The organism is Williamsia sp. Y853 (assembly GCF_056786495.1).
In genome coordinates, this window is sequence record NZ_JBXCJC010000002.1 from 851,405 (window position 1) to 874,373 (window position 22,969).

13 protein-coding genes are annotated in these 22,969 nt (G+C 62.2%); 4 read left to right on the plus strand and 9 right to left on the minus strand.

Annotation, left to right across the window (positions count from 1 at the left end):
• Position 1 precedes the first annotated feature (1 nt).
• From AC1TPF_RS15915 to AC1TPF_RS15935, 5 genes are all read right to left on the minus strand, one after another.
• Entirely contained in the window at positions 2-2,686 is a 2,685-nt protein-coding gene (locus AC1TPF_RS15915; RefSeq protein WP_482144661.1) for a hypothetical protein, read from the minus strand.
• Position 2,687: 1 nt separating this feature from the next.
• Positions 2,688-6,263, minus strand: a complete 3,576-nt coding sequence (locus AC1TPF_RS15920) for a tubulin-like doman-containing protein (RefSeq protein ID WP_482137384.1) — start codon at positions 6,261-6,263, stop codon at positions 2,688-2,690.
• 32 nt (positions 6,264-6,295) lie between these two features.
• Positions 6,296-9,082, minus strand: a complete 2,787-nt coding sequence (locus AC1TPF_RS15925; RefSeq protein WP_482144662.1) for a vWA domain-containing protein — start codon at positions 9,080-9,082, stop codon at positions 6,296-6,298.
• A complete protein-coding gene (locus AC1TPF_RS15930) occupies positions 9,079-9,399 on the minus strand; it encodes a hypothetical protein (protein WP_482144663.1) in 321 nt (106 codons plus the stop codon). The genes AC1TPF_RS15925 and AC1TPF_RS15930 overlap by 4 nt, the downstream gene beginning before the upstream one ends.
• 346 nt (positions 9,400-9,745) lie before the next feature.
• Complete coding sequence (locus AC1TPF_RS15935; protein WP_482137381.1) at positions 9,746-10,324, minus strand: TerD family protein; 579 nt, start codon at positions 10,322-10,324, stop codon at positions 9,746-9,748.
• A 531-nt stretch (positions 10,325-10,855) separates the two neighbouring features.
• On the opposite strand from AC1TPF_RS15935, the gene AC1TPF_RS15940 reads away from it, so the two are divergent.
• Positions 10,856-11,977, plus strand: coding sequence for a GmrSD restriction endonuclease domain-containing protein (locus tag AC1TPF_RS15940; RefSeq protein WP_482144727.1), 1,122 nt, complete (start codon positions 10,856-10,858; stop codon positions 11,975-11,977).
• Between the two features lie 280 nt (positions 11,978-12,257).
• Here AC1TPF_RS15940 and AC1TPF_RS15945 read toward each other — a convergent pair whose 3' ends face one another.
• From AC1TPF_RS15945 to AC1TPF_RS15955, 3 genes are all read right to left on the minus strand, one after another.
• Positions 12,258-13,556, minus strand: a complete 1,299-nt coding sequence (locus tag AC1TPF_RS15945; RefSeq protein ID WP_482144664.1) for a lipase family protein — start codon at positions 13,554-13,556, stop codon at positions 12,258-12,260.
• 173 nt (positions 13,557-13,729) lie between these two features.
• Positions 13,730-14,605 carry a hypothetical protein gene (locus AC1TPF_RS15950; protein ID WP_482144665.1) on the minus strand — a complete coding sequence of 292 codons (876 nt, stop codon included), beginning with the start codon at positions 14,603-14,605 and terminating at the stop codon, positions 13,730-13,732.
• Positions 14,606-14,610: 5 nt separating this feature from the next.
• A complete protein-coding gene (locus AC1TPF_RS15955) occupies positions 14,611-14,871 on the minus strand; it encodes a LuxR C-terminal-related transcriptional regulator (RefSeq protein WP_482138720.1) in 261 nt (86 codons plus the stop codon).
• Positions 14,872-15,247: 376 nt separating this feature from the next.
• On the opposite strand from AC1TPF_RS15955, the gene AC1TPF_RS15960 reads away from it, so the two are divergent.
• Positions 15,248-21,268, plus strand: coding sequence for a DUF4011 domain-containing protein (locus tag AC1TPF_RS15960; protein ID WP_482144666.1), 6,021 nt, complete (start codon positions 15,248-15,250; stop codon positions 21,266-21,268).
• On the opposite strand, the gene AC1TPF_RS15965 is transcribed toward AC1TPF_RS15960, so the two are convergent.
• A complete protein-coding gene (locus AC1TPF_RS15965; protein ID WP_482144667.1) occupies positions 21,250-21,612 on the minus strand; it encodes a hypothetical protein in 363 nt (120 codons plus the stop codon). The two genes, AC1TPF_RS15960 and AC1TPF_RS15965, sit on opposite strands and share 19 nt — an antisense overlap.
• Positions 21,613-21,788: 176 nt before the next feature.
• Here AC1TPF_RS15965 and AC1TPF_RS15970 point away from each other — a divergent pair, with 176 nt between their 5' ends.
• Both AC1TPF_RS15970 and AC1TPF_RS15975 read left to right on the plus strand, forming a co-directional pair.
• Positions 21,789-22,163 carry a hypothetical protein gene (locus AC1TPF_RS15970; protein ID WP_482144668.1) on the plus strand — a complete coding sequence of 125 codons (375 nt, stop codon included), beginning with the start codon at positions 21,789-21,791 and terminating at the stop codon, positions 22,161-22,163.
• Between the two features lie 39 nt (positions 22,164-22,202).
• Positions 22,203-22,952 carry a hypothetical protein gene (locus AC1TPF_RS15975; RefSeq protein ID WP_482144669.1) on the plus strand — a complete coding sequence of 250 codons (750 nt, stop codon included), beginning with the start codon at positions 22,203-22,205 and terminating at the stop codon, positions 22,950-22,952.
• Positions 22,953-22,969 lie beyond the last annotated feature (17 nt).

Consider the following 22,969-nt stretch of genomic DNA (forward strand, 5'->3'; position numbering starts at 1 on the left):
CTCAGAATCCGGCCCCTTCGCCCAGCTTCGGAGGCGCGAATCGCTGACTTTCCGAGACCGGTTCGACCGCTGCAATGTGTTCCGGACGCATCTGCGGTACCTCTTCGTTCCATTCGATGTCTGTCCGACGACGGGCGTCGAGGGTCAGACTGTCGATCGACAACGCGCCTGACAGCTGCGTTGCGGCACAGATGATTCCGAGTCCGTTCCGCGCCGCGGTTCTTACATCGTCACGCACCTCGGCTGCCCCGGAGGTCGTGGCCATGTCAGTCAGAATCATCCGGTCGAAGTTTCCGCTCGGCGGAGTCGGACGGTCGATCTGACACAAGAAGTCAGAAATGCTGACGGCGCGGTCGCTGCCGCCTCCCGGGACGTCGACGGTTCCCACCAATCGTTGGACCAGTTCCGATTTCGGTCCCATCAGGTTCGCGCGAGCACGATTCCACACGAGATCAGCGCCGGTGGACGTGATCTGACCACTGAACAGAGCGTTCGACCAGCGATCGAGTTGCGATCCCGACCCCTGTCCGGGGGCAGTCCACAATCGGCTCAGCTCGGCTTCCGCGTCGCGTTCGGCGCGTCCTGCAGCGGGGGTGGCGTTACGGACGAGTCCATCCCAGGACTCGGTCAACCATCCGAGCCCAAAGAGATCCTGCCGCACATAGTGCGCTGTGGTGGCAACCTGTTCGGCTACCGGATGTGCTGAGCCCGTGGCAACCGACATGGGCAGGCCCCAGGCAATCCTGGTATCAGCGTGGCTCTCGGCAAGATCGGGCCCGAGGGGTTGTGCGAGAAACGTTCCCAGCGCTCTGCTCCAGGACAGATATTGGCTGTATGCCTGCGACAGACGTTCCAGATCACGAAGTCCGGTACGAAGATTTTGCCGGTCCACCTCCTGCTCGGAGATGACAGACTTGCGCCGATTCAGTTGCTGGAACAGGTCTCGTTGGCTTCTGATGAAGGCGATTCCGCACACCGCTGTCGAAACCAGCAGGAGCACCACGTAGATCACCGCCGCCAACCACCAATCGAGCAGTCCGTCGACCACCTCCCAGACAAGCAGCGCGGCAACAAGAATGGCCAGGACTGCACCCACTTGGATTATCCGCGCGAACCGCCCGTGACTGCTTGCCGTTTGTTCCGGCGGCGTTTGAGCGTTACGCAGTTTCTGCAAGAGGTGCTGCACCTCACGGAAAGTGTTCTCGAAACTGTCGGCGAGCCGGCGGCCGACCTGTACGCCGAAGCTTCCTGAGGTTTCGCGTTGCCAGTTGTCGATGTCAGAGGCAGTCCGACGGGCATCCAGGCCCAGGTTGGACTCCTGCTCCAGTACGGAGAGCTTCTGGCGCAGCTGCTTGATGCCGAGCGCGTCGGTCGCGTCGACCCCATCGACTCCGACGGTTGCCGCGACGATGCCGGGAAGTTGGTTGAAGCGCTGTGCAGGCCCTGGGACGACGTCCGCAGACCGGCCGAGGACTCCGCGATTCGCCCCGACCTGAACGGGCGCCAGATCCGAAGACCGGGCTCCACCATCGGCCAACGTGAGAGCTGCCCGTGCGTAGTCCTGCCAGAGTGTCGACATGTCCACCGCCGCGTTGTGCGTCCGACCTTCGGTCGGGTCGGCCAGGACACTGCTCAGTTGTCCTGATGCCGAGCCGATCTCGGTCCAACCCGCGAGATGACCTTCCGCGGTGCGACCGCGTGCCACCACGTCGTACGCCGAGGGTGCGGCACCGAAGATGGTGGCATGCACCGTCGAGGCGATTCCGGCCGAGACCCCGTCCACCAAACGTCCGTACCAGGCGGCAGGGGCGTTGCGGAGTGCAGCGCCCATGAACGAGAAGAACATCTTGATCGCGGCCCAGACCCCGATCTCGGATGAGCTCTCGACCGCATAGGGCATGCGTGGTCCTTGGAGGACCGTGTCGAACTTGCGCCACAGCTCGTCGGACATTGTCCGAGCAGCCAATCCGACGTCTTGGATATAGACCACGGTGGAACGTTGATCGCTCGGTAGTGGCAGCGTCCCGTCCTGGGCGAGAACCTGTGCACGGAGCGAATCCTCCGACGCGGAGGTGTCGAGCTTGCGGTAGAACGATCGCGCCAACCGCACCACCTGGCCGGGGAGCACCGGTGCGTCATCAAGCGGCCGATGATCCAGGCCCTTCCACAATCCGAGCAATGCCACCGCGGCCGGTGCGCAGTGGCGACCGATTTCGACTGGATCCGTCGACGGTTCCAACTGGACGTGCCCCATCCCAGGGCCCTGCGCGTCTTCCGGCGCCACCAGGATGTTGTGCCATCCGTCCAGCACCGATGGAGACTGTGTGGCAACGGTTCCGGGCCGGGCGATCATGCATCGCACCCGGACGACACGCGCGCCACCCGACGTGGACGCGAGCAGATCGGCGATCCGATGCTCTTGTCCGGCCGACGCCGGTGCGAGGATGCCCACCAGTGGAACGATGACGCAGATCCGGAGTACATCGATCCGCTGCGTCGACAACACCTGTTGGAGCGTCGTGTCGTACGCACGCCCCTCCGACACACTGACGACAACCTCGGTCGTCGGCGCCTCGGTCACCCAGACAAAAGGTTCGATCAACCCGCCGGCGGAGAGATCACAGAGTGCGCTGAGGATCCCGTCTGCGATGCCGCGCGGCGCGATGAAGACAGTGACTGCAGCCATGTCAGAACGTCCCTCCCATGGGAACTTCGAACGCCTTCACAGAAGACGTCGGAGCGATCGGTTGCACCGGTGCTGACGATTCCGGGCGTTTGGCCTGCTCGACGCACCCGTCGATCATGTCGATGATCTGACTGGTCGCCCAGTACACGTCCGGGGCGAGGTCACGGAAAATCGGTGTGGCCGATGCCTGTTCGCGGACTGTGATAGTCGAGAACACACCGCCGCCGGGGGCCGGTGGCAATCCCGGCTCCGGACGTGCGCCCGGCGGAAGGTAGTGGGTGCCTGCGAAGTCGCGGTTGTTCTGCAGGTAGGTTCGGAGGCTTTCCGCACGCTCGTCGATGGTCACACCAGGTCCGGTGTTCTCGACCGCCGACGCCAGACCAGTTCCCGTGTCACCGTTTCGGAGCCAACGGGACAGATGGGTACGAGCCGCCAGGCCGTGAACGCCCGACACCTCGTCTTCGGCCGACGAATCGTAGATTCGGCGGAGCGCCCGGTACGGCAACATCGACGACATCACCGGCGGCTCATGGGACTGAGCCATCGCCAGCAATATCGACTCGAGAACTGCCGGCATCCAATCGTATTCGGCAGTGAACTGCGACGGTGGTGTCAAGAGTGGATTGGGGAAGTTCCGCCAGGCGCTTGTCTCGCCGTCCCAGACCCGGGCTGCCTCGTCGTAGGGTTCCGGCGGCAGCGAGACCTGGCCGATCACGCGACCCAGGGTCCATCCGGCGACCATCGCACGTCGTTCGGTCGGGTGCATCGGCAACGATGCGGCGAGCGGCCGCGAGCGGCGCATCCGCCAGAATGCCTGGCGCTGTGAGGCAGACGCCCCGAACCACTGACGCGCTGCCGGTTCGAGGACCGAGTTGAAGGCCAGCGGCGAATAGTTCGGGTATGAACCGAAGATGTCGACGCGTTTGATCTTCGACTCGTCGGTGAGCGCCCGGGCCAGCACGTCTTTGGTCTTGCTGTCGATACGTGAGTACTCATTGAGCGCCGACGCCAGCTCGTCTGCCACGCGCAAGCCCTTGAACGGCACCGCCGAGAACTTGAACCGGTAGCTCATCTGCTGGGTGTTGTGGATCGCCTGCATGGCCTGTTCGTTCACACTCGCCAGCGGTCGGGCCAGGTTGATCGCCTCACCGAACTTCGCCACGATGTCGTGGTGACGCCGAGCCAATTCGGATTCCGGCTCCCCGACGCCGGTCAGATACTCCCGCAACGACACTCGACAGAAGCGGTCGAAGGATTCGCCCGTCCTCTCGATGAACTTGCGGGACCGGTTCAGAAGCTCGGCCGGGCGGACGTGCACGTCAAAACGGGCCGGCGAGGAGATCCGGGATTCGCCGGTCGCCGGATCGGTCACGAACGCCCGCGACTTCCATTCAGCGGTCCGCTCGACCACCGGCTGATCTTCGGCAGGCGCGTGGCTGCCATCGTTGGTCGCCCAATGCCCGGTGATGGCGTAGGTGGTGGCGACCGCGACAGCCTCACTGAACTGCCGCATACCCACCGCTGAGGCACCGACGGACAGCGGCAGATCGACTTCATACCGCTCTTTGAAGTCGGCTGAACTGGTCAGCATGACTTCGTTGTTGGCTTCAGAGAACCTATCTGACACCCAGGCATCTGAGTCAGACGGCCACGCCGCATATTCGTCTGTCTGCAACCGCGCGAGACCCACGTCGCGAACAGGCTCCCCCGCAGCCGTACGCAGCAGGATGTGGGATTCGTTCAGTGCCTCGATCAACGGATCGAAGACTTCACCCACCATTGAGCCGGCGGCAACGCTCACGAGGTTCGACAGGGACGCGTAGATCTGGCGTTCGATTGTTCCCTGGCTGCCCTCGAGGACGCGGGCGAGGATCTCTGAGGTGCTGGTGAGGTTGCCGCGGAGGCCGTTGAGCGTGCTCGTCACCTCGGCCGGTAGTTCGATGACGTCCGAGGGACTGTACTTCGCGAGGTCTTGCGCGCTCGGCAGCACCACGTTCTGCATGTACTGTGAGACCCGCTTGACCAGTGCTGTTGCATACGGGAGACCGAGCTGTGCAATGGCTTTCGTGGTCACTGCTTCGAGGCGCTGAGCGAAGACCACGTGCCAACGGTAACTCCACGAATAGGCCTGCTCGTGGCTGCCGTCCAGCAATGACTGGCGGCGGTCGGCGAGCGCGTTGTGCACACTCGACACCCAGTGAGCGGCGTTCAAGCCGTCGCGAGCGTCGATGTAGCCGCGCAGATTGGTGTTCACCACGTGTGCAGACAGGCTCGTGACATCCTGACGAGGCAACACTGTGGTCGTGATCCATTGCCCGACAACTGCTTCACCGGCAGTCACCGGAAGCTCGAGCTCGTTGCAGATGTTGGACCACTGACTGTCCAGGATCGCCGCGGCCTGGTCATCATCAGAGGCCGGATTACCGGGTTGCAGATGGCCGCGCAGCAAGCGTTCGGCGCTGCTCCGGGCGAGGCGTTGTGCCGAGTACTCCGCGTACCGATCGCGGCCCATGCTCAAGCTGGCGAACCCGAACGACCCCCACGGCAGGTTGTCCCACTGACCGTTGCCCCAGCCGATGAACTCGCGATTGCCTGCGGTTCCACCACCGTTGGACAGGTCCCATTCGACAAACTGTTGCGACGCAGACTTACTCATCATCAACGCCGACAGTCCCCTACCCAGACCGCGATACACGGCCTCGGGCGAACCGTCGCCGAACAGGGTGCGCTCAGCACCGACATAGCGTCCGACCGGGAAGACACGAGCAAACGGGATCAGTTCACCCTCTCCATTTTGCTGCCCGAGTGCGCGGAGGATCGAGACATCGTGTTCACGGGCGGCACCGGTTTGGCTCGCCACGATCTCACCGAGCATGGCCAACGCATTCGCCCGCACACCGGTGATCGCCGACGAATCCAGACTGTCGAAAATGTCCGGCGCGACCATGAACACGCCCATGAGACGCGGGTCGACGCCCGGAATCAGTGTCAGCATCCGGCAGATATCGAGGGCCATGGAAGCTCCGGCACCACCGGCCATCGACGACACCACGAGAACCACCGGGCTCTCACCGGCGTCGAACTTGCCCGAACCGGGAAGGTCGAGACGTCGCATCTCGCTTTCGGTTTCAACGCGGAACAGGCGATCCCAGCTGTGCTGCAGCTCTTCCCGCACCTTCGCGACCCGGCTCAGAGTGATCATCCGGCCGAGCGCGCGATACTGCCCGGCGCCGGTACTCAAGGGCGTGTGAATAGAACTGGGGTCCCGTGGCGCCCACGTCGCCAAGGCGTCCAGCTCACCGCCCGAGGCCAGACGTTGGGAGATGGCGTTGTCGAGAACCTTGTAGCTGTCACTCTGCGGTCCGGTGCCGACATAAGCGCCACCCTGGTCGCGGACGTTGCCGAGCCCGTCGGGGCCCGGGGACGGAGCTGTAGGCACGTCGAGGTGCACGAACTGCCAGCCGGCCGGGATCTGTGTGACGCCGAATGCAGCGAGGTCTGAACGCAACTGGTCCATCATGTAGGCCAGCGTTGCGCCTCCCGAACCACCGCAGCCGACAACCAGAAATCTCCTCATACTGTTCTAGCCCTTCATAGCGTTGGTCGATTTCAGCGACGGAATGGGTCGAATGGTTCGTCAGAAATCCTGGGAGCAGCTCCCGGAGAACCCTTTTCGAGCGTCGGACGGCTCGGCGACGGCGAACCCGGTCGTTGCTGCCCGGCGAACGGATCAGCACCGGGTCGTGCGGCAGATCCGAATGGATCGCCCGAAGTCGGTGATGCCGAGGGCGACCCGGAACCACCGAAGGGATTGAACGCCGTCGTCGCCGCCGGAGGCTGAGCTGCCGGACCTCTCGGAGCTGTCACTGTGGACCGTGAGCGCAGCTCTTCGAGGGTGCGCGGCAGATGCCGCATCATGTCCTCGACGAGCGCGTTGACCTGCTGCGGTCCGGCGTCACCACCGGCGAGCAACACCACTGTGGCCCGATCTGCGGGACCGTTCGGGTCATGCAGCACAAACCATGTGTTGTGCACCGCCAACGGCAACCGAGCGTTCGGCGTCTTGCCGTGCATGGCAGGCGACTTACTGCCTGCACCGGCTCGATCACCGGACTTGGCGACCACAAACCCCGCACCCAACGGCGACAAACCGGTTCGAGTGATCAATTCGATGCCACCGAGGTCAAGGCGCCGAGCAGGTTTGTCCAAGCCTCGAACCAACTCGACAAGGTCGCGATCCCTGATGGCGAACGGCTGTCCGTCACGCAACACCGATCCCCCACTCACGGTGACCGGAATCTGCTGCGCACGCAGTGCCCTGGCCGGGATCCGCGCCGTGAACCACTTCGCCAAGTACAGCAGGAGCAACGGCACACCGGGGCCCAGGATCAGTGCCACCACGAGTGCGATGAGGAAGTTGTTGGTATTCAACGGCTTCTGCAGATCCGCGGTGAACGGCACCTGCACCGCCACGGCCCGCTCGGCTTCATCGGGAGGTGAGACCATCACCTGCACCGATCCGTTGACCACACCGTTGACCGCATCCGGAATCGACAGGGTCAGCGGCAACGTCTCCTGCTGCCCTTCGGCCAACGTCACACAGTTGTCGGCCGACGTCGACGATGCGGCGACGGTCAGCCCGTCCAGACCATCCGGAGCGGCAACAACCTTCGCGGCCGGTTCTTGCGGCAGCCAGACGCATCCGGGGCCGGTCACGGTCAGCGAGCCCTTGAAGTTTCCGTTACCCTCAACGGTTCCGAAGTCGATCGTGCTGCCGACCGAGGGGAAGCCTCGGGGCGGATCGATGGTCACCGGGATGTCGATGGACCTCGGCGTCAGCAAGGTGCCCTGCACTCGTTGGCCGTTTGCACTGGTGGCGTCGGCGGTGGTGATTGCGAGCGACAGTCGCATCGTCGCGCCGCCGGCGGGCACTCCGGAGAGATCCATCGTCACCGGGTTCGAGATCGCACTCTTGTCCACATCGGAGACGACGGAGTAGCTCTTCCCGTCCCTGTCGACGAGCGTCGCTGAGAACTTCGCCTTGCCCAGTAGTTCCGTGGGATCGATCTTGCTGCCTTGACCGTCGACGACGGAGAACGTAACCGGGACATCGGCATCGTCACTATGCAGCGCGGCATTCTGATCACGGTCCCAGGACGGAACGAGATCACCCGAAATGTGAATGTTCGATTTGCTTGTGGCCCCGGAATCACCGGGCGGATCGACGAACGCCAAAGCCCACACGCCCTGCCATTGCGGCGCTTGAACATTGCTCATCTCGAAGGACACGGTCTTCTGCGACGGCCACTGGTAGTCGACTTTCACGCCGCCCAGGTCGCCTGTTCCACCAGCCCGATTGTCGAGCGGCAGCCGTTCACCCTTAGGCGACACCAGGGTCGGCACCAGATTCGCACCATCAGCCGTGGCCAAGACGTTGACGTTGCCGACCGAGCGGTCGAGAACGAATCGATGCTGACCCGCTTCACAGACCACCCGAGCGCAGACGATCGCCTCGGTTTCCAGCGGAGCCTGGCCGGGCGTGCTGAATGCGTCGAAGGCGAACAGCAGGTCGTCGATGTCTTGGGCGAGATAGAAGTCGCCTGGAATCGGAGATGTCAGGTCGCCACATGCCGCGGGTTTCGCTTCACCCGTGGCGATAGACCTCATCAGATCGAAGTCTGCTGCCGAGGAACCCGCCGGCGCGAGTCCGATGCCGAAGGTGACGATTCCCGACGACCGCAACTGGTCCGCCAAACCTCCCGAGCGACAGATGCTCTCGGTAGCTGCCGCGACGGCCTGATCGACACCGGCCTGCCCATTGAGGTCGACGCCGGGCGCATATGGCTTGTCCGCTCCGCCTCGCGGAGTGAAGTCGAGTTTGCCGTCAGAGAACCAAGCAACGGCGCGGCAGTTGCCGCCTCCGACCTCACCGGGTGTCGGTTCGGAGAACTGTTGACGTGCGCCTTCCAGTGCGAGCCAGTAGTCGGTGTCGACGCCGGTATTGCGGTTCCGGAAGCGATCAATGCTGGACTCCACCACGGGCAACGACGCTTCGTCGAGCGCAGTCCATCCAAGCTCGCTGCGGTACTGGTCGGCGAAACCGGAGACCGCCACCTCGATCTTCACCCCGGAATCGGAAGCGAATCGCGCCAGTTGCTGTGTCAGGTACTTCGCCGCCGTGACGCGTGCGGCGTCCGGATCGGACGTCTGCAGGCTCGTCGATTCGTCGATCATCAGCAGCATTTGTCCGGATTGTTGCGCCGCCAGACATGCACCGAACTGGGTGGCCCCGTCGCCCTCATCGGCGCTCGCTGTCGGCGCCAGCACAACAGCAATCACCGTGACGCAGAAGAACATCGCGAGCAGTTGTGCTACTTTTCTGATCTTAACGCTCATTGACGACCTACCCAGAACGCGAAACCCAGTGCACCAATGACAATTCCGACGACAGCGATGAGAACGACCGCGCCGTACGCGGTGGTCGCCCAGCCAGGCCTGGTATAGATCGGCGCGGAACGGCGTTTCGTGTCAGCCAGCGTGAATGCGGCCAAGATCCCGATGGCGATCGGACCCGACAAAGCCCATCCAACGATCGACAACCAGTCCGAACGACCGATGAGCCCGACGACCACACCCAGCAATGCGGTCACGCCCGCGGCGATCAGCAAACCTGTCGGCGGGCCTGCGATCTGGAGCGGCCCCGGTTGGGGCACACCGTTGCCACGCGCGGAACCGAATGCGCGTTGAGAGGGTACGGAACGAGGGTTCGGCACGGCACTACTGCCTGATCCAAACGGGTCGAATGGTGCTGACACAATGCTTCTTTCAAGTACTGGTATGGACAACGCTCCGCCGAAGCAAATGTCAGCCCATTTGAAATTGCCGATACGCGACGCAACTAGTACGACACATTTCAGATCCGCAATAGCCTTGCCTGACCGTCGAATTGAGCGCCGTCAGGCCTGTCATACAAACAGATGACACCGACCATCAAGTCTCGCAACGCATTTAACCATCCAGGTCCGACATCCACCGCACCAGTCCGGTAAATAGGCCCGATCAGCCCACGTTCACACCGTATTCACGCGCGATTCCAGCAAGGCCAGACGCATACCCCTGCCCGATCGCGCGGAATTTCCACTCAGCCTCCCGGCGATAGATCTCGCCGAATATCATCGCCGTTTCCGTCGACGCGTCCTCACTGAGATCAAATCGGGCCAGTTCACGGCCATCTGCCTGGTCGACCACACGGATGAAGGCATTCACGACCTGCCCAAAGTTCTGGCCAAGGGCGGCGGCATCGTGGATGGTGACCGGGAAGACGATCGACTGCACTCCTGGAGTCAACGCACTCAGATCAATATTGATCAACTCGTCATCACCTTCGCCCTCCCCTGTTCGGTTGTCTCCGGTGTGCTCGATTGCCCCGTCGGGTGAGGTGAGGTTGTTATAGAACACGAAGAAGGAGTCGTCGAGCACCTTCCGATTCGAATCAACAGCAAGGGCACTCGCATCGAGGTCGAAGTCGACCCCAGAGGTGTCCCTGACGTCCCATCCGAGCCCGACGCCGACTGCCGTCAAGTTCGGAGCTTGCTTGCTCAGGGAAACATTTCCGCCTTTACCCAGGCTGACCGACATTTTTTCCTCCAACTAATTCCGCACGTGTAGTCCAAACGATGGACACGGAGCGGTTCGCTTTTCCATTGTCGCACTTGACATTATCGCGTTGCGACATCCCGGGCAGAGGAATTACACGCAGCGCTATGGACGGGCGTTAATTCGGCGAATTGCCGAAACGGCGGGCTGTCCACGCCGGCCAATCGTCCAGGGGCAACAGAAAGTTCGTCTGAACAGATGATTGTCGATGACGTTCGAGAATCACATCGCCACCGCCGACGCACCTTCGCTACACCACCGAGCTGTCCGAACACCTCGGCATTGCCCAGAGCTGAATGCCGATCCGCAGTAATTGAATTCAACGTGGACCGGAACAACGTCGCGCACGCTTCGAGAAGTCAGACACGCGTCGGTGACCACGCTGTTCGGAATCAGCAGTGTATCTGAAACACTCAGGGCCCGGGTGGCTATATCTCTATGACTGCCGTCGACTCCCCTCCGACGGCGCACGCCCCGAAAGGCCACCCCTCCGCCATGCCCGATCCCTTTGCCATGCCCTCCAACTGGGACCGCCCACCGCCCGGCCCGCCGCAGCGCACAAAAAAACGCAAGTGGCCGTGGATCGCCGGTGGGTTGGTGGCGGCACTGGTGGTCTTCGGTGCCATCGGCGCGGTGACCGAGGACGACAAACCGGCAACTGTCGCTGACAAGGCGCCCGCTCCCCTGAGCACGACAACCACGACGACCACCACCCTCACTGAGAAGCCGCTCCCGGTCGCGACCCCCATCGCGCAGGTGAACAACGCTTCCGGTGCCAACAGAGCGATGATCAAGCTGAACGCACTGGAGGTCAAAGGCCGCGCGCCGAAGACCGGGTACGACCGTGGCCAGTTCGGCAACGCCTGGACCGATGCCGTGAGCGTCGAAGGCGGACGCAACGGGTGCGACACCCGCAACGACATCCTGCGCCGCGATCTGACCGGAATTGTCTACAAGGCGGATTCACGAGGCTGCACGGTGCAGTCCGGCGTGCTTGTTGACCCATACACGGCCACGTCGATCAATTTTCTCCAGGGCCAGGACACCTCGAGTGCCGTCCAGATCGACCACGTGGTGGCGTTGTCGGATGCTTGGCAGAAGGGCGCGCAGCAACTCACGCCCGGCCGGCGCGTCGACTTCGCCAACGATCCGCGCAACCTGCAGGCCACCGACGGCCCCATTAACCAGCAGAAGAGCGACGGCGACGCTGCCACCTGGTTGCCGCCAAGCAAGGCATACCGCTGTACGTACGTGTCCCGACAGCTGGACGTGAAGGCCGAATACCAACTGTGGGTCACGCAGGCCGAGAAGGACGCGATTGCACGCGTTCTCAGCACCTGCGGTGCCTCGATGCCAGAGGCTCCCGCTGTCGCCAAAACAGAAACCGCGACTCCCGTTCCCAGAACATCCACACCCGCGGCGGTTCGCCCGGCGAACACTCCGCCACCGGCGCCTGCGTACACGCCGGCTCCTGAACCCGTCTACACACCACCAGCGGTGGTCGACGCGCCGTCGGTCTCCTATGCGAACTGTTCCGCTGTGCGCGCTGCGGGCGCAGCTCCGATCTACGCGGGACAGCCCGGTTACAGCCGCAAACTCGACCGCGATGGTGACGGGATAGCCTGCGACACGTAGCCGCCGCTAACCGCGCCGTAATACACGAACGATACCTACGAGTTCACCGGCGATGGTCCCAGAAGATCGGCGACCTACACGACCGGTCGTCACCTGCCGGCTACGGCCGCAACTCGAGCCTTGAGCAACACCGACTCCTGAGAAGATTCAGTCGCGCCGCAGGGGTCCGATCCACGGTGTCGACGATGCCGCGCATCAGCCCGCTACACCGCCACCGCCGGTCTTTATCCCCTTTGACATCAACAAGTTTGCCATCTTCGAGTGATAGCGCATCGCAGCGTCAGGCGATGACACACCGCGACTGGGGTACCCCTGTGAACCGGTCGATCATCCAACTGAGCGCGGTCGGGATACCGAAGAACTCCGGGATACCGTGTGCTGCTGCGGTTCCCGGGAGTATCTGTGGCAGCGGGAAGGTGGTGAACTGCACCGTCGCACCCCGGCCGCACCATTCGCGGGCGACTTCGCGTGAGCTACTCCATGGCACCACGTCGTCATTGTCGGACGCCACGATGAGAATCGGTGCTTCGGGCGTCAGGGTGCCGATGCGCTGCTCGTCGAAGATGGGCTTGAGGACCGGGCTCGCGGTGGCCACCTCACCCAAGGGACGACCACTGCTCGTCAACGCGCTCGTCCGCTGAAAGGCGTACCGCGCAAGCGTTTCCGGTACACACTGGTTCGCGGTCTCGCGCAACAGCGACTTTCCGGCCGTGTTGAGCACCCGGTCCAGTTCGGGACGGGCCTCCGGATAGTCGGCGTAGATGCCGTTGAGCGCGTATCCGACAGCGCCGGTGAGGATCCCACCTTCGGCGAGCGCCAGGGTCTTCAGCGGATCCACTGGCGGTGCGCCGGCGTAGGTCCCACGAACGTTAAGCTCGGGCGCGTACTGGGCTTGCAGTTCGGCGGCTCCGGCGACCGCTCCCCCGCCCTGCGAGTAGCCCCACATCCCGACCGGCGTGTCACCTGGGAGGGATTTCAGATCGATGGCCGCGCGGGCCGCGTCGAGCACCGCATGGGCCTGGCCCACGCGGTTGAGGTACCCGTGCACGGCAGGGGTGCCCAGACCTTGATAGTCGGTGACGACCACCGGGATGCCCTGAGCGACCGCCGCGTAGATCGCAGCAATCTCGTACTGCACCATCACGTCGAGTCCGCCGTTGTACTGGATGACGGAGTTGAACAGCCGCGACGGTGCACACTGATCGCCTTGACCGTGGGTACCGACGGCCATGCTGATGATCGGACGCGGGCCAGGCTTGGCCCAGGGAATGGCCGGCTCAAAGTAGGTGCCGGTGACGGCGATCGGTGCACCATTTACGTCGGTGCTTGCGTACATGATGCGGGTGCCGGTGGCGGGAAAGGCACCACCGCCGGCAGGGATACTGAATGCCAGTGGTGAGGGTTCGGACCGAAGAATGCTTCCCGGGGTAGCCGAGACATCGGCGGGCGGCTGGTAGAACGCCGGCACCGGGGCCGCGCCGACACCTCCCGCACCGGCGAACACGATCGCCGCGGCGAGGGTCGCCACCGCCAGGACGCTGAGGAGCGGGTGGGACAGGCGTGCGACGGTGGATGCCATTCTGCGGAAATTACCAGGTGCGAATTGCAAGTGGACCATTTTCACGGACGCGGTGTCCGGGTAATTTGGGTGGCATATGAGATCTTCACTCGCGTCGTGCGAGAGATGACTGGTAGGGATCGGAAACTTAGTTCAATTCTTCCGGAACGAGAATGTCACCGCGCCACGGGAGATCACGCCCCTCCGAAAAGCCGCCGCAGCCACCCGCCGAAACCACCCCCGCCGCCGGCGGGTTCGTCGGTCGCCCGACGGTTGATGTCATCGACGTCGTGGAACGCCTGCGCTCGAGCCTGGATCGCCTCCACCGAATCGAGACCGGGATCAAGGAACGGGCGGCGCTCCTGAGTGCCGACCAACCGGGTGCGAAGCGCCGCCATACGAACAGTTTCGGCGTCACGCAGAGCCAGTCGAGCGGCGGTCTCCTGTTGCCGGACGAGCCTGTCATCAACGGAGCGAGCGTGTTTCGCGGCGTCTTCCAAGAGCTTCACCCGCTCATCGAGCTGCTTGCGACGGGTATCTAGCCACTGTTTGCCGTCTGCTACGGCTTGCTTGTCCGACGCGCGACGGGACGGCTTCAATTTGTCGACCAGTTCCTGCATTGCGCTTGCCTGCACTACCGAAGAAGCGATCCAGAACAGATCTGGCCCGAAGTCGACATCGCCCAACCACCCGCCTGTAGCAGCTTTCGATGAGGTGATCACCGCGACTGCTGCTCGCGCCTTCTCCACGAACTTGCGGTCCTTCTTGTCGCACTGCGACACCTCGTGGGAGGTGATGAGATAGCCGGATTCCACCAATGACCTTTTGTGCGAGTCCCGTTCGTTCCGCAAAACTTCACGCAGCCATGCGCCTGTCGCGAGGACAACCATCGCCACGAATGCACCCACGAGAAGGAACGCGATGTGCACCATCGAGGCGGCGACCAATGAAACGGCCACGCACACGGCGGCCGTATTCACAGTCAACGTTCGACTCGACACCACCGACAGGACCGGACGCTCCCTGCGGCGAGGTGCATCGGCGGCGTAGTACTCGCACAGGTCATCCACAGGAGTCAGAGCTCTTCAATGGTGATCAGGCCGTCCTGCAAAGCCCGCGCCAACAGGGCGGCCTTGGTGTTGGCCGGGCGACCGACAGCCTCGTACTTGCCGCGGATGCGCGAGATGTGGGTGTTGACCGTCGCAGCGCCGATAAAGAGCGAGCGCCCAACCTCCTCCTTGCTGTCGCAGATCAACCACGTTCGTAGAACCTCGATCTCACGCCCACTCAATTTCGGCCCAGTGGTCCGGGCACCTGCCTCATCCATCGTGTCCATCACGGATCCAAGTCCTCCTTCGGAGACAGTCGGAGTTGACTGCCATCTACGACGAGAAAGTAGAGGGAAGGTCTGACATTGAAATCCATTGCGCGACTGCGACTTTACTTCCACACGTGTCATTTCGAACGCATGATCGAGCACTACCCGTCGGCCGCCGCATCTTGTCAGACCGGCTCGCTACCCTCTCCCAAGGACGCCAGGAAGGGATCAGCGAACCGCTGGCGGGTATCCGCACCGCCACCGGCTCGACGAACCTCATGCCGTAGGCGGTCGAACAGGGGACACACAGTCGCCCGCGCCATGCCCTAACGTTGAACGTTGCCGGAGTCTCAGGACCCCTGGCATCAGATGCAAGACAAACTCGGAGGACGTAGTGAACCAGCGCGATGCACGTCAACGGTTCGGCATCGTGGCCGATGGTCTCACTATCGACCTTCATGCGCATCCGGCCGTCAACCTCGCATTGGTACACAATGGTGTGCCACTCGTGATGGGTCTCGAGATTCGCAACGACTCGGACGCAGACATCGTTGATGTCAAGGCGACTGTCGAACTCCATGGAGGCGGCCGGCAACTCTCGCCCTCACACAGTGAGGTCCTGGACGGGCCACTCACACCGGGACGAATCGCCTTCTGGGACAACTATCCGGCGCTGGTCCCGCAGATCCCCCATCTTCGAGAACTCAATGAAAGCTACCCCGCAACGATTTCGGTCACCGTGTCCCGGTTGTGGGGCGATGACATCCACCTGAACGCACCGATTCGGGTTCTTGCCCACAACGAGTGGTTCAACGCACCGGTCTTTTTCGATTCACTCGCAGCGTTTGTCCAACCCAACACGCGCGCAGTCGCATCGGTTTTGGACGTCGCGTCGGAGATCCTCGCCGCGAACACCGGTGACTCGGCGCTCGGCGGGTACCAGAAGGGTCCCGAACGCGCGGCGTTGATCGCGGCGGCGATCTATGAAGCATTGCGACGCCAGCAGATCCGGTACATCAATCCGCCCGCGTCGTTCGAAGGCACCGGCCAGAAGATCCGCACCAGTGCCCAGGTTCTCGACGAGCGTTTCGGCACTTGCATCGATCTATCCGTCACGTATGCCGCATGTCTTGAGCAGGCAGGCCTTCGACCACTCATCTGGCTGACCACCGGCCACGCGTTTGCCGGATACATGCGCGAAGAAACAAATCTCGCGCACACCAGCATCACCGAGCCGAACGTCATGATCAACCTTGTCGAGTCCGGCCAGGCCGTGCCCATCGAGGCGTCGTTCTACGACCTCACCCCCGCCGGTTCTTTCAAGTCTGCTGTTGCTCAAGGCCGCAAACACTTCGCCGATCCGGATTCATTGAGCGGCGTCGTCGCAATCGGATCGGCTCGCAAAGACGGCATTCGCCCACTACCAACCCTCGACGAGATTGCCCACATCCCGATCACGCCACCAGCGGTCTCCACCACCGCCGATCTCGATCTTCCGCCGGAGTTGCGAGGACCCACGAATTCGTTTGAGGCCGTGTTCGATACCACCGACACCGCACCCGCGCGCGTCCAGAAGTGGAAACGATCGCTGCTCGACCTGAGCACACGCAATCGTCTGCTCAATCTGAAAGCCTCACGCGAGGTCATCGACCTGCATGTACCCACCTCTGGCCTCGCGCTCCTCGATGACCTCATTCACAATGAAGCGAAGATCGAGCTCGTACCCCACGACACGATCAACTCGATCCATGAACTGCAGGGCGCACGCCGAGCCCAGGACATCGACGACGAGACCGTGATCGAATACCTCCGGGACCGTGGCCGTATCTACGCTGCGGTACCGGCAGAGTCCTACCAGACGCGACTCAAGCACCTTCAGCGAACAGCGCGCACCATGCTCGAGGAAACCGGCAACGCGAACCTCTATCTCACCTTCGGCGGGATGATGCACACCACCAGCACCGGAAAACTTGCCCGAGCGCCGCTGTTCCTGTTGCCGGTCAAGGTCATCGGCGGAACCGGACGAAGTTCGTTTCACGTGGTTGTCGACACCAGTGGCGTCTCGACACCGAACTACTGCCTCGTCGAGTGGTTGCGTCTCAAGCACAACGTCACGATCGACGCACTCGAATCGCCTCCGCTCGACGGCAGCGGCATCGATATCGATGCTGCTCTCCGGGGCATACGCGCGGCAATGGTCACACACAATCTGGATATCAGGATCGACGAGACAGCCGCACTGGCGATCTGCCAGTTCGGCACCTTCGGAATGTGGAAAGACCTGGAGGATCATTGGGACATCCTGGAGAAGAGCCCGGTGGTCCGGCACCTGACGCACACTCCCGGTGAAAGCTTTCGCGACGCGCGGCGCCCAGACGGTGCCGGCATCGAATCCGTCCCGGTCGACGAACTCGACGTGCCTGTTCCCATCCCGGCCGACGGCTCGCAGCTACGGGCCGTTGCGCTTGCCGCAGAGGGCCACACATTTGTGTTGGAAGGGCCTCCGGGAACCGGGAAATCGCAGACCATCACCAACCTGATCGCCCATACATTGGCACAAGGAAAGACAGTTCTCTTTGTAGCCGAGAAGCAAGCCGCGCTTGATGTGGTGAAGAAGCGCCTGGCGAAGGTCGGGCTTTCCGACTTCACGCTGGACCTGCATGGAAAGAATCAGAGCGCCAATGTGATTCGTGCACAGCTGAAGAAAGCTATCGACAACTCGCCGCACTACAACCAACGTGCCTGGGCTGCGCGGCTCGCCGAACTACGGTCGAAACATCTTCCGCTTGACAACTATCCGAACAAAATTCATCAAATCAACGGTGTTGATCACTCGTTGTGGTCCGCGCACGACACCCTCCTCAGCCTGGGCGACGGCCCGATTGCATCGATTCCGCCGGCATATGTGGCAGCCCCACCGATGGACGTTCCGGTGATCACCGCTGCGCTGCAACAGTTCGAACGGGCTGCGCGATCGGTCAAGATCGACCTCCACAACCTGTGGAGTATTGCCGGCCGCATCGACGCCGAAGCACCCGACAGCGCCTATGTGGATGCGAGCCACCGCCTGTCAACAGCCCTGACCAGCGCCCGGCAACGACCTGCCGTCGTCTCCATCCTGGAACGGGTGTCAGCACCTGAAGCGATCAATACCCTACTGCCCCAAGCACATCGACACGTCGGACAACTCGCCGGCACCGCGGCCGCCATACAACAACTTCACACGCTGCACTGGGACGCCGAACGGCAATCATTTCTGGACGACCTCGCAGCGCTACAGCAGCAGTGCGGTCCGATCACCGCCGTCTTCCTGCCCAGCTTCATCGAATCCGGGTCTGCCGATGCCTTGCTGCTTGCGGCAGAAGAAGCCCTCAAAGGCTTGTTCGGAAAGAAGAAGCGCACCGAGGAATTCATCCGGAACAGCGCATCGGTGCTCCTTCCGGGTGTACAGCTGGACCCCGAATCGGCCATCCCGCTCCTCCGGTCCATTCCGAGCACCCGGGAGCTGGCCGGCCGCACAGTGGCACGCATGCACGGCCTACTCGGGCCGCTCGCGCCACCGATGTGGAATCCCTTCAACACCGATGCCGCACAACGACTTCAACCGGCATTCGATCAAATCGAAGCAACCAGCCACTTCGCCGGCAGTCAATCCCAACTGTGGCAGATCCTCATTGACGCAGGCCCGTTGCAGGAACGCGATATCGACGGCTTGGTTGGTGTCGCGCAGTCCTGGCAGGAGTGGCGCAGGCTGCTGGGAACCAGCGACGCGGACTTCGATCACTGGTGCCACGAATCCCGATGGTTCACTGCCTGGTTGCGAGACTCCGATGCATGGACTGAGGACATCGCTGCTGCCGGAGTGACACCCCTACGGCAATGGTCGGCCATGACGTCGTTCCTCGACCCGCTCCGCGTCGCAGGTCTGCACCTGTTCGTGGACGAGCTCCTGACCGGCACGATCGGCGCCGGCGACGCCGAGATCGCCTTCATGCGAGGGGTTGCGGTCTGCTCACTCGACGAACGACGGCGAGCGCACGGCCTCCTCGGCTTCGATCAAGCACTTAAAGACGGCGAAATCGTCGACTTTGCAAAAGCCTCCGACAACCTGCGTCAAGAGCAGATCGCTGCACTGCCCGCACAGCTACTCGAGAGACGGCCATTCCAGGCGAATGCGCTCACCGGTGATGTCGGCCAGCTCCGACGGCAACTGGATACCAAGCGCGGTGGCACCACCTTCCGGCAGTTGATGACCCGCTACGCCGAGCACATTCTTGCCGCGACGCCCTGCTTCTTCGTCAGCCCCACATCGTTGGCCCAATTCATCCCGCCCGGCTCCACCACCTTTGACGTCGTGGTGTTCGACGAGGCGTCGCAAGTCACTGTCCCACAAGCGATCGGCGCGCTCGGGCGTGGACGTTCGGCGGTGATCGTCGGCGATTCGCAGCAGATGCCTCCCACCGCGATCGGGCAAGTCGATACCAGCAGCGGCGACGATGCCACCGACAGTGCCGGAGAAGACGAGGAAGTGGTTCCCGACGACCTCGAGAGCATCTTGACCGAGGCCGTGGAGTCCCAGATTCCTCGGCTGTGGCTCTCGTGGCACTACCGGAGTCAAGATGAGTCACTGATCGCGTTCTCGAACAAGAAGTACTACGAAGGACGTCTGGCGAGTTTGCCCTCCCCTGGTCTCGACGACACCGCCGGTGTGGAATGGCGCCGGGTGGACGGTCACTTCAACCGCGAGAACACCAAGGTGCTCCATCGGACGAATATCGTGGAGGCCGAGGCGATCGTCACCGAAGTTCGTCGACGCCTATCGAACGCCCACCTGGCCGGACAGAGTATCGGTGTCGTCACCTTCAACACCCAACAACAGACTCTGGTGCTCGATCTGTTGGAAAAGTCCGGCGATCCGCTGGTGCTCGACCAACTCCGGGCCGACAAAGAAGACGGAATCTTCGTCAAGAACCTCGAAAACGTGCAGGGTGACGAACGTGACGTCATCCTGTTCACCACTGCGTTCTCGAAGAGGCCCAACGATCCGAAGGTGCCGCTCAACTTCGGCCCCCTGACCCGGACCGGCGGCGAGAAGCGACTGAATGTGGCGGTCACCCGCGCCCGACGCAAGGTCATCGTCTTCACGTCGTTCGTGCCGTCCGACATCGACTTGTCCCGGACCAATTCAGTGGGCATGGCCCATCTGCGCGGCTACCTCGAGGCGGCCGCCAACACAGCCGACGTCGCGGCACAGTCGGGGCAGCAATCCCACGCCCCGTTGGATCAGATCCAAGCGTCGCTCTGTGAAGCATTGCAGGCAAGAGGATTTGACGTCGCAACAAATTACGGGTTGTCCGAGTTCGTGCTCGACATCGTTGTGCGCGAGGACAGTTCAACACCATGGCAGGTCGCAGTCATGCTCGATGGACCGCTATGGGCCCAGCGCCCGACTGTCGCCGACCGCGACCTGACACCGCAACTACTCGAAACGATGATGCATTGGGGCGCATTCGTTCGCGTATGGCTGCCCGAATTGATCACGCAGCCCGACGCGGTGATCCGGCGAATCTCTGATGCGATCGCGCGGTCGAAGGCTCAGATGGCTGCGCGTCAGGCTGCGATCGACGAAGCCGCCGAGGCTCAGGCCATGGCAATCGCAGCGGCCGAGCCGATTCCGGACACGGTCGCCGAACTCGTCATCCCGAGCGAACTCGCCCCAGACCACGCCCGCTGGCTAAAGCCAGAGGATCTACTGCCGCCCGTTGATCCGCCTCTGCAGGAAACCGTTGCGCCACTGCGCAATGCCACCGCGACTCTCGAGTCCCCCACCGGCACGGGGACAGGCAACGTGAATGGGGACATACGCGAAATCGCCTATACCGAGGCACCAGCCACTGCCTTGGGGCCGAGAACCGACCTCGAACGGGTCAACTCCCCTTCTGTTCGGGCAACGATCACCAACGCCGTCCGTGAGACAGTCGACATCGAGGGGCCGATTTCGATGGATCGACTTGCCCGCAGCATCGGGCGCCGTTTCGATTTGAGTCGAGTAGCTGCGAGCAGACGCGACGTCATCGTTGGTTGCGTGCCCCGCGAGCTGATCCGGTCCTCGACTCTCGGTGAGTTCGTCTGGCCCCGCGAGATCGATCCCACAACGTGGCGCGGATTCCGGTCGACACCAACAGGTCTGACGCGTCCGCTCATCGATATAGCACCCGAAGAGATCATCAACGCGATGATGTCGGTGTGCACCACCAAGCTCGATGACGAAGCGCTACGACGCCAGACACTCGCTGTGTTCGACCAGAAGCGGATGACCGGGCCAGCGAAAGACCGCCTCGATGCCTGCGTCGAACTCGGCGTCAAGCGGGGACAACTGATTCACCTCGACGGCTTCTATCGATCGGGTTCATAGTCGTCGGTGCCAGCAGATACACCACGCTGGGACACAACGGCGATCGCCGACGTCAGGTGGCACGTCTCCGGATGGATCATGCAGCCGGAGCGATCCTCCGGGTTTGACCCTCCCCACGAATTCCCCTTGCGATAGGCTCTCAACAGATCGACAGTGCCGGGGGGCAGCAAGGGGGAATTATGCGGATAGATCCCGCTGTAGTGCATGAGTACGCGAAAGACGTTTGGAAGATCGCTGATGTTGTGGCAGAGGTGCGCCTTGACTCTTCGTTCATGCATGGCGCGTACGCGTGCGAAGGCACTGACCTGGTCAAAGGTCTCGCCACGCACGCCCACGAACAGCATCTTGAGATGCAAGCACTGGCCAAGGACTGCGACGATTTCGGTACCGCATTGAAGTCGGCTGCAGACACCGTTGCACGCCAGGAATCTGACAACGAACAGTCCTTCACCGACCTATCCAGATCCCGCTTGACGTGACCGTACTTATCTCGCAGATACGTAACTGGAGAGTCGGAGACATGGGCTCCATGGCCACAGACCTGCGAACCAGTGCAACCACCCTGGACACGAGCGCATTGACATTGATAAACCGACTTCAGGGGATCTCGACTGACTGGCAAGGCGAGGCACGTGGCGAAGCGGACCTCGAGGCCAGAACAAAGTCCGAAACGTTGCAGCAGAAAGCCCAACGGTTACAGGCCGCTGCCGACATCATCGACACAGCAGCCGCGCAGCTGAAGTTGCTTCGCGACAGCGTATTAGGCCTCGTCGATGACCCTGGTAACAAGGTGAAGTTCTCAGTGTCGGATGACGGTACCGTCGCTGTCACCGCCCTCTACGCATCCCAGTTGCAGATCCGAAGCAATTGCGACGAAGCTCTCTTTAGCGCCTGAATGGCGCAGCTGGAGATCGAGCGACGGGACCTTCAACGCATGCTCACAACGCAACTCGAATCCGCTGACAGCGCCGGCCAATTCTACGACTGGCAGGTAACCAACGCACTGATGGGCGAGACCGCAGCCGAGCGAGCATTCTCACCACGGATCCCACCTCCGCCACCGAAACCCGCTGGCGCAAAAAATAGAGCGAACAAAGACGGCTCTGGCCCAGCTTCTTATGACACTTGGGACCCCGGACTGCTGGATGAGATCAGTCTCCAACAGCTCCGGACAGTTGCCGAATCAGGATCGTGGGCAACCTCTCCCGCCACTGCGCAAGCGTCAGCACTCCTGAACCACTACTTCGATAACTCAGGGACCGACTACCAAGTAAGTGTCAACCAGATGCTCAATGACATGCCGGCATTCAAGACGGAATCAACTGCGCAAGCTCGGATTCAATTCAACGCAGCGAAGAACGATCTCCCCGCCGGATACATGGGACCTATCGCGTTCCAAGGTGAATATGACAACTCGTACCGGCCGAACCTGACAAGCAACCCCGACTGGAATGCTTCGCTAGGGACCTACTCGTATCAGGCCAGTGGTGTTGCGACACCGACCACTAACGGCAGCTACGATTTGTCCTACCAAACCAGCATCTACGATTTCTACAACTGGGATTCCACTGGTAAGAGTCCCAGCTCTCAGTATTCTGACCTCAACAATCTCAATCGAGCCGGCTGGGCCAAGACATTCGATACCGTCGGAACTTCCGGTCGGCAGGCAACAACATGGCCGTGAGACCGACAGTGCACGCG

Bases quoted from the DNA above. Each gene is read 5' to 3' on its own strand.
- AC1TPF_RS15935 (WP_482137381.1), bottom strand. From the start codon at position 10,324: ATGTCGGTCAGCCTGGGTAAAGGCGGAAATGTTTCCCTGAGCAAGCAA.
- AC1TPF_RS15920 (WP_482137384.1), bottom strand. From the start codon at position 6,263: ATGAGGAGATTTCTGGTTGTCGGCTGCGGTGGTTCGGGAGGCGCAACG.
- AC1TPF_RS15970 (WP_482144668.1), top strand. From the start codon at position 21,789: ATGGGCTCCATGGCCACAGACCTGCGAACCAGTGCAACCACCCTGGAC.
- AC1TPF_RS15965 (WP_482144667.1), bottom strand. From the start codon at position 21,612: ATGCTGTTCGTGGGCGTGCGTGGCGAGACCTTTGACCAGGTCAGTGCC.
- AC1TPF_RS15925 (WP_482144662.1), bottom strand. From the start codon at position 9,082: ATGAGCGTTAAGATCAGAAAAGTAGCACAACTGCTCGCGATGTTCTTC.
- AC1TPF_RS15945 (WP_482144664.1), bottom strand. From the start codon at position 13,556: ATGGCATCCACCGTCGCACGCCTGTCCCACCCGCTCCTCAGCGTCCTG.
- AC1TPF_RS15955 (WP_482138720.1), bottom strand. From the start codon at position 14,871: ATGGACACGATGGATGAGGCAGGTGCCCGGACCACTGGGCCGAAATTG.
- AC1TPF_RS15975 (WP_482144669.1), top strand. From the start codon at position 22,203: ATGCTCACAACGCAACTCGAATCCGCTGACAGCGCCGGCCAATTCTAC.
- AC1TPF_RS15915 (WP_482144661.1), bottom strand. From the start codon at position 2,686: ATGGCTGCAGTCACTGTCTTCATCGCGCCGCGCGGCATCGCAGACGGG.
- AC1TPF_RS15940 (WP_482144727.1), top strand. From the start codon at position 10,856: ATGCCCTCCAACTGGGACCGCCCACCGCCCGGCCCGCCGCAGCGCACA.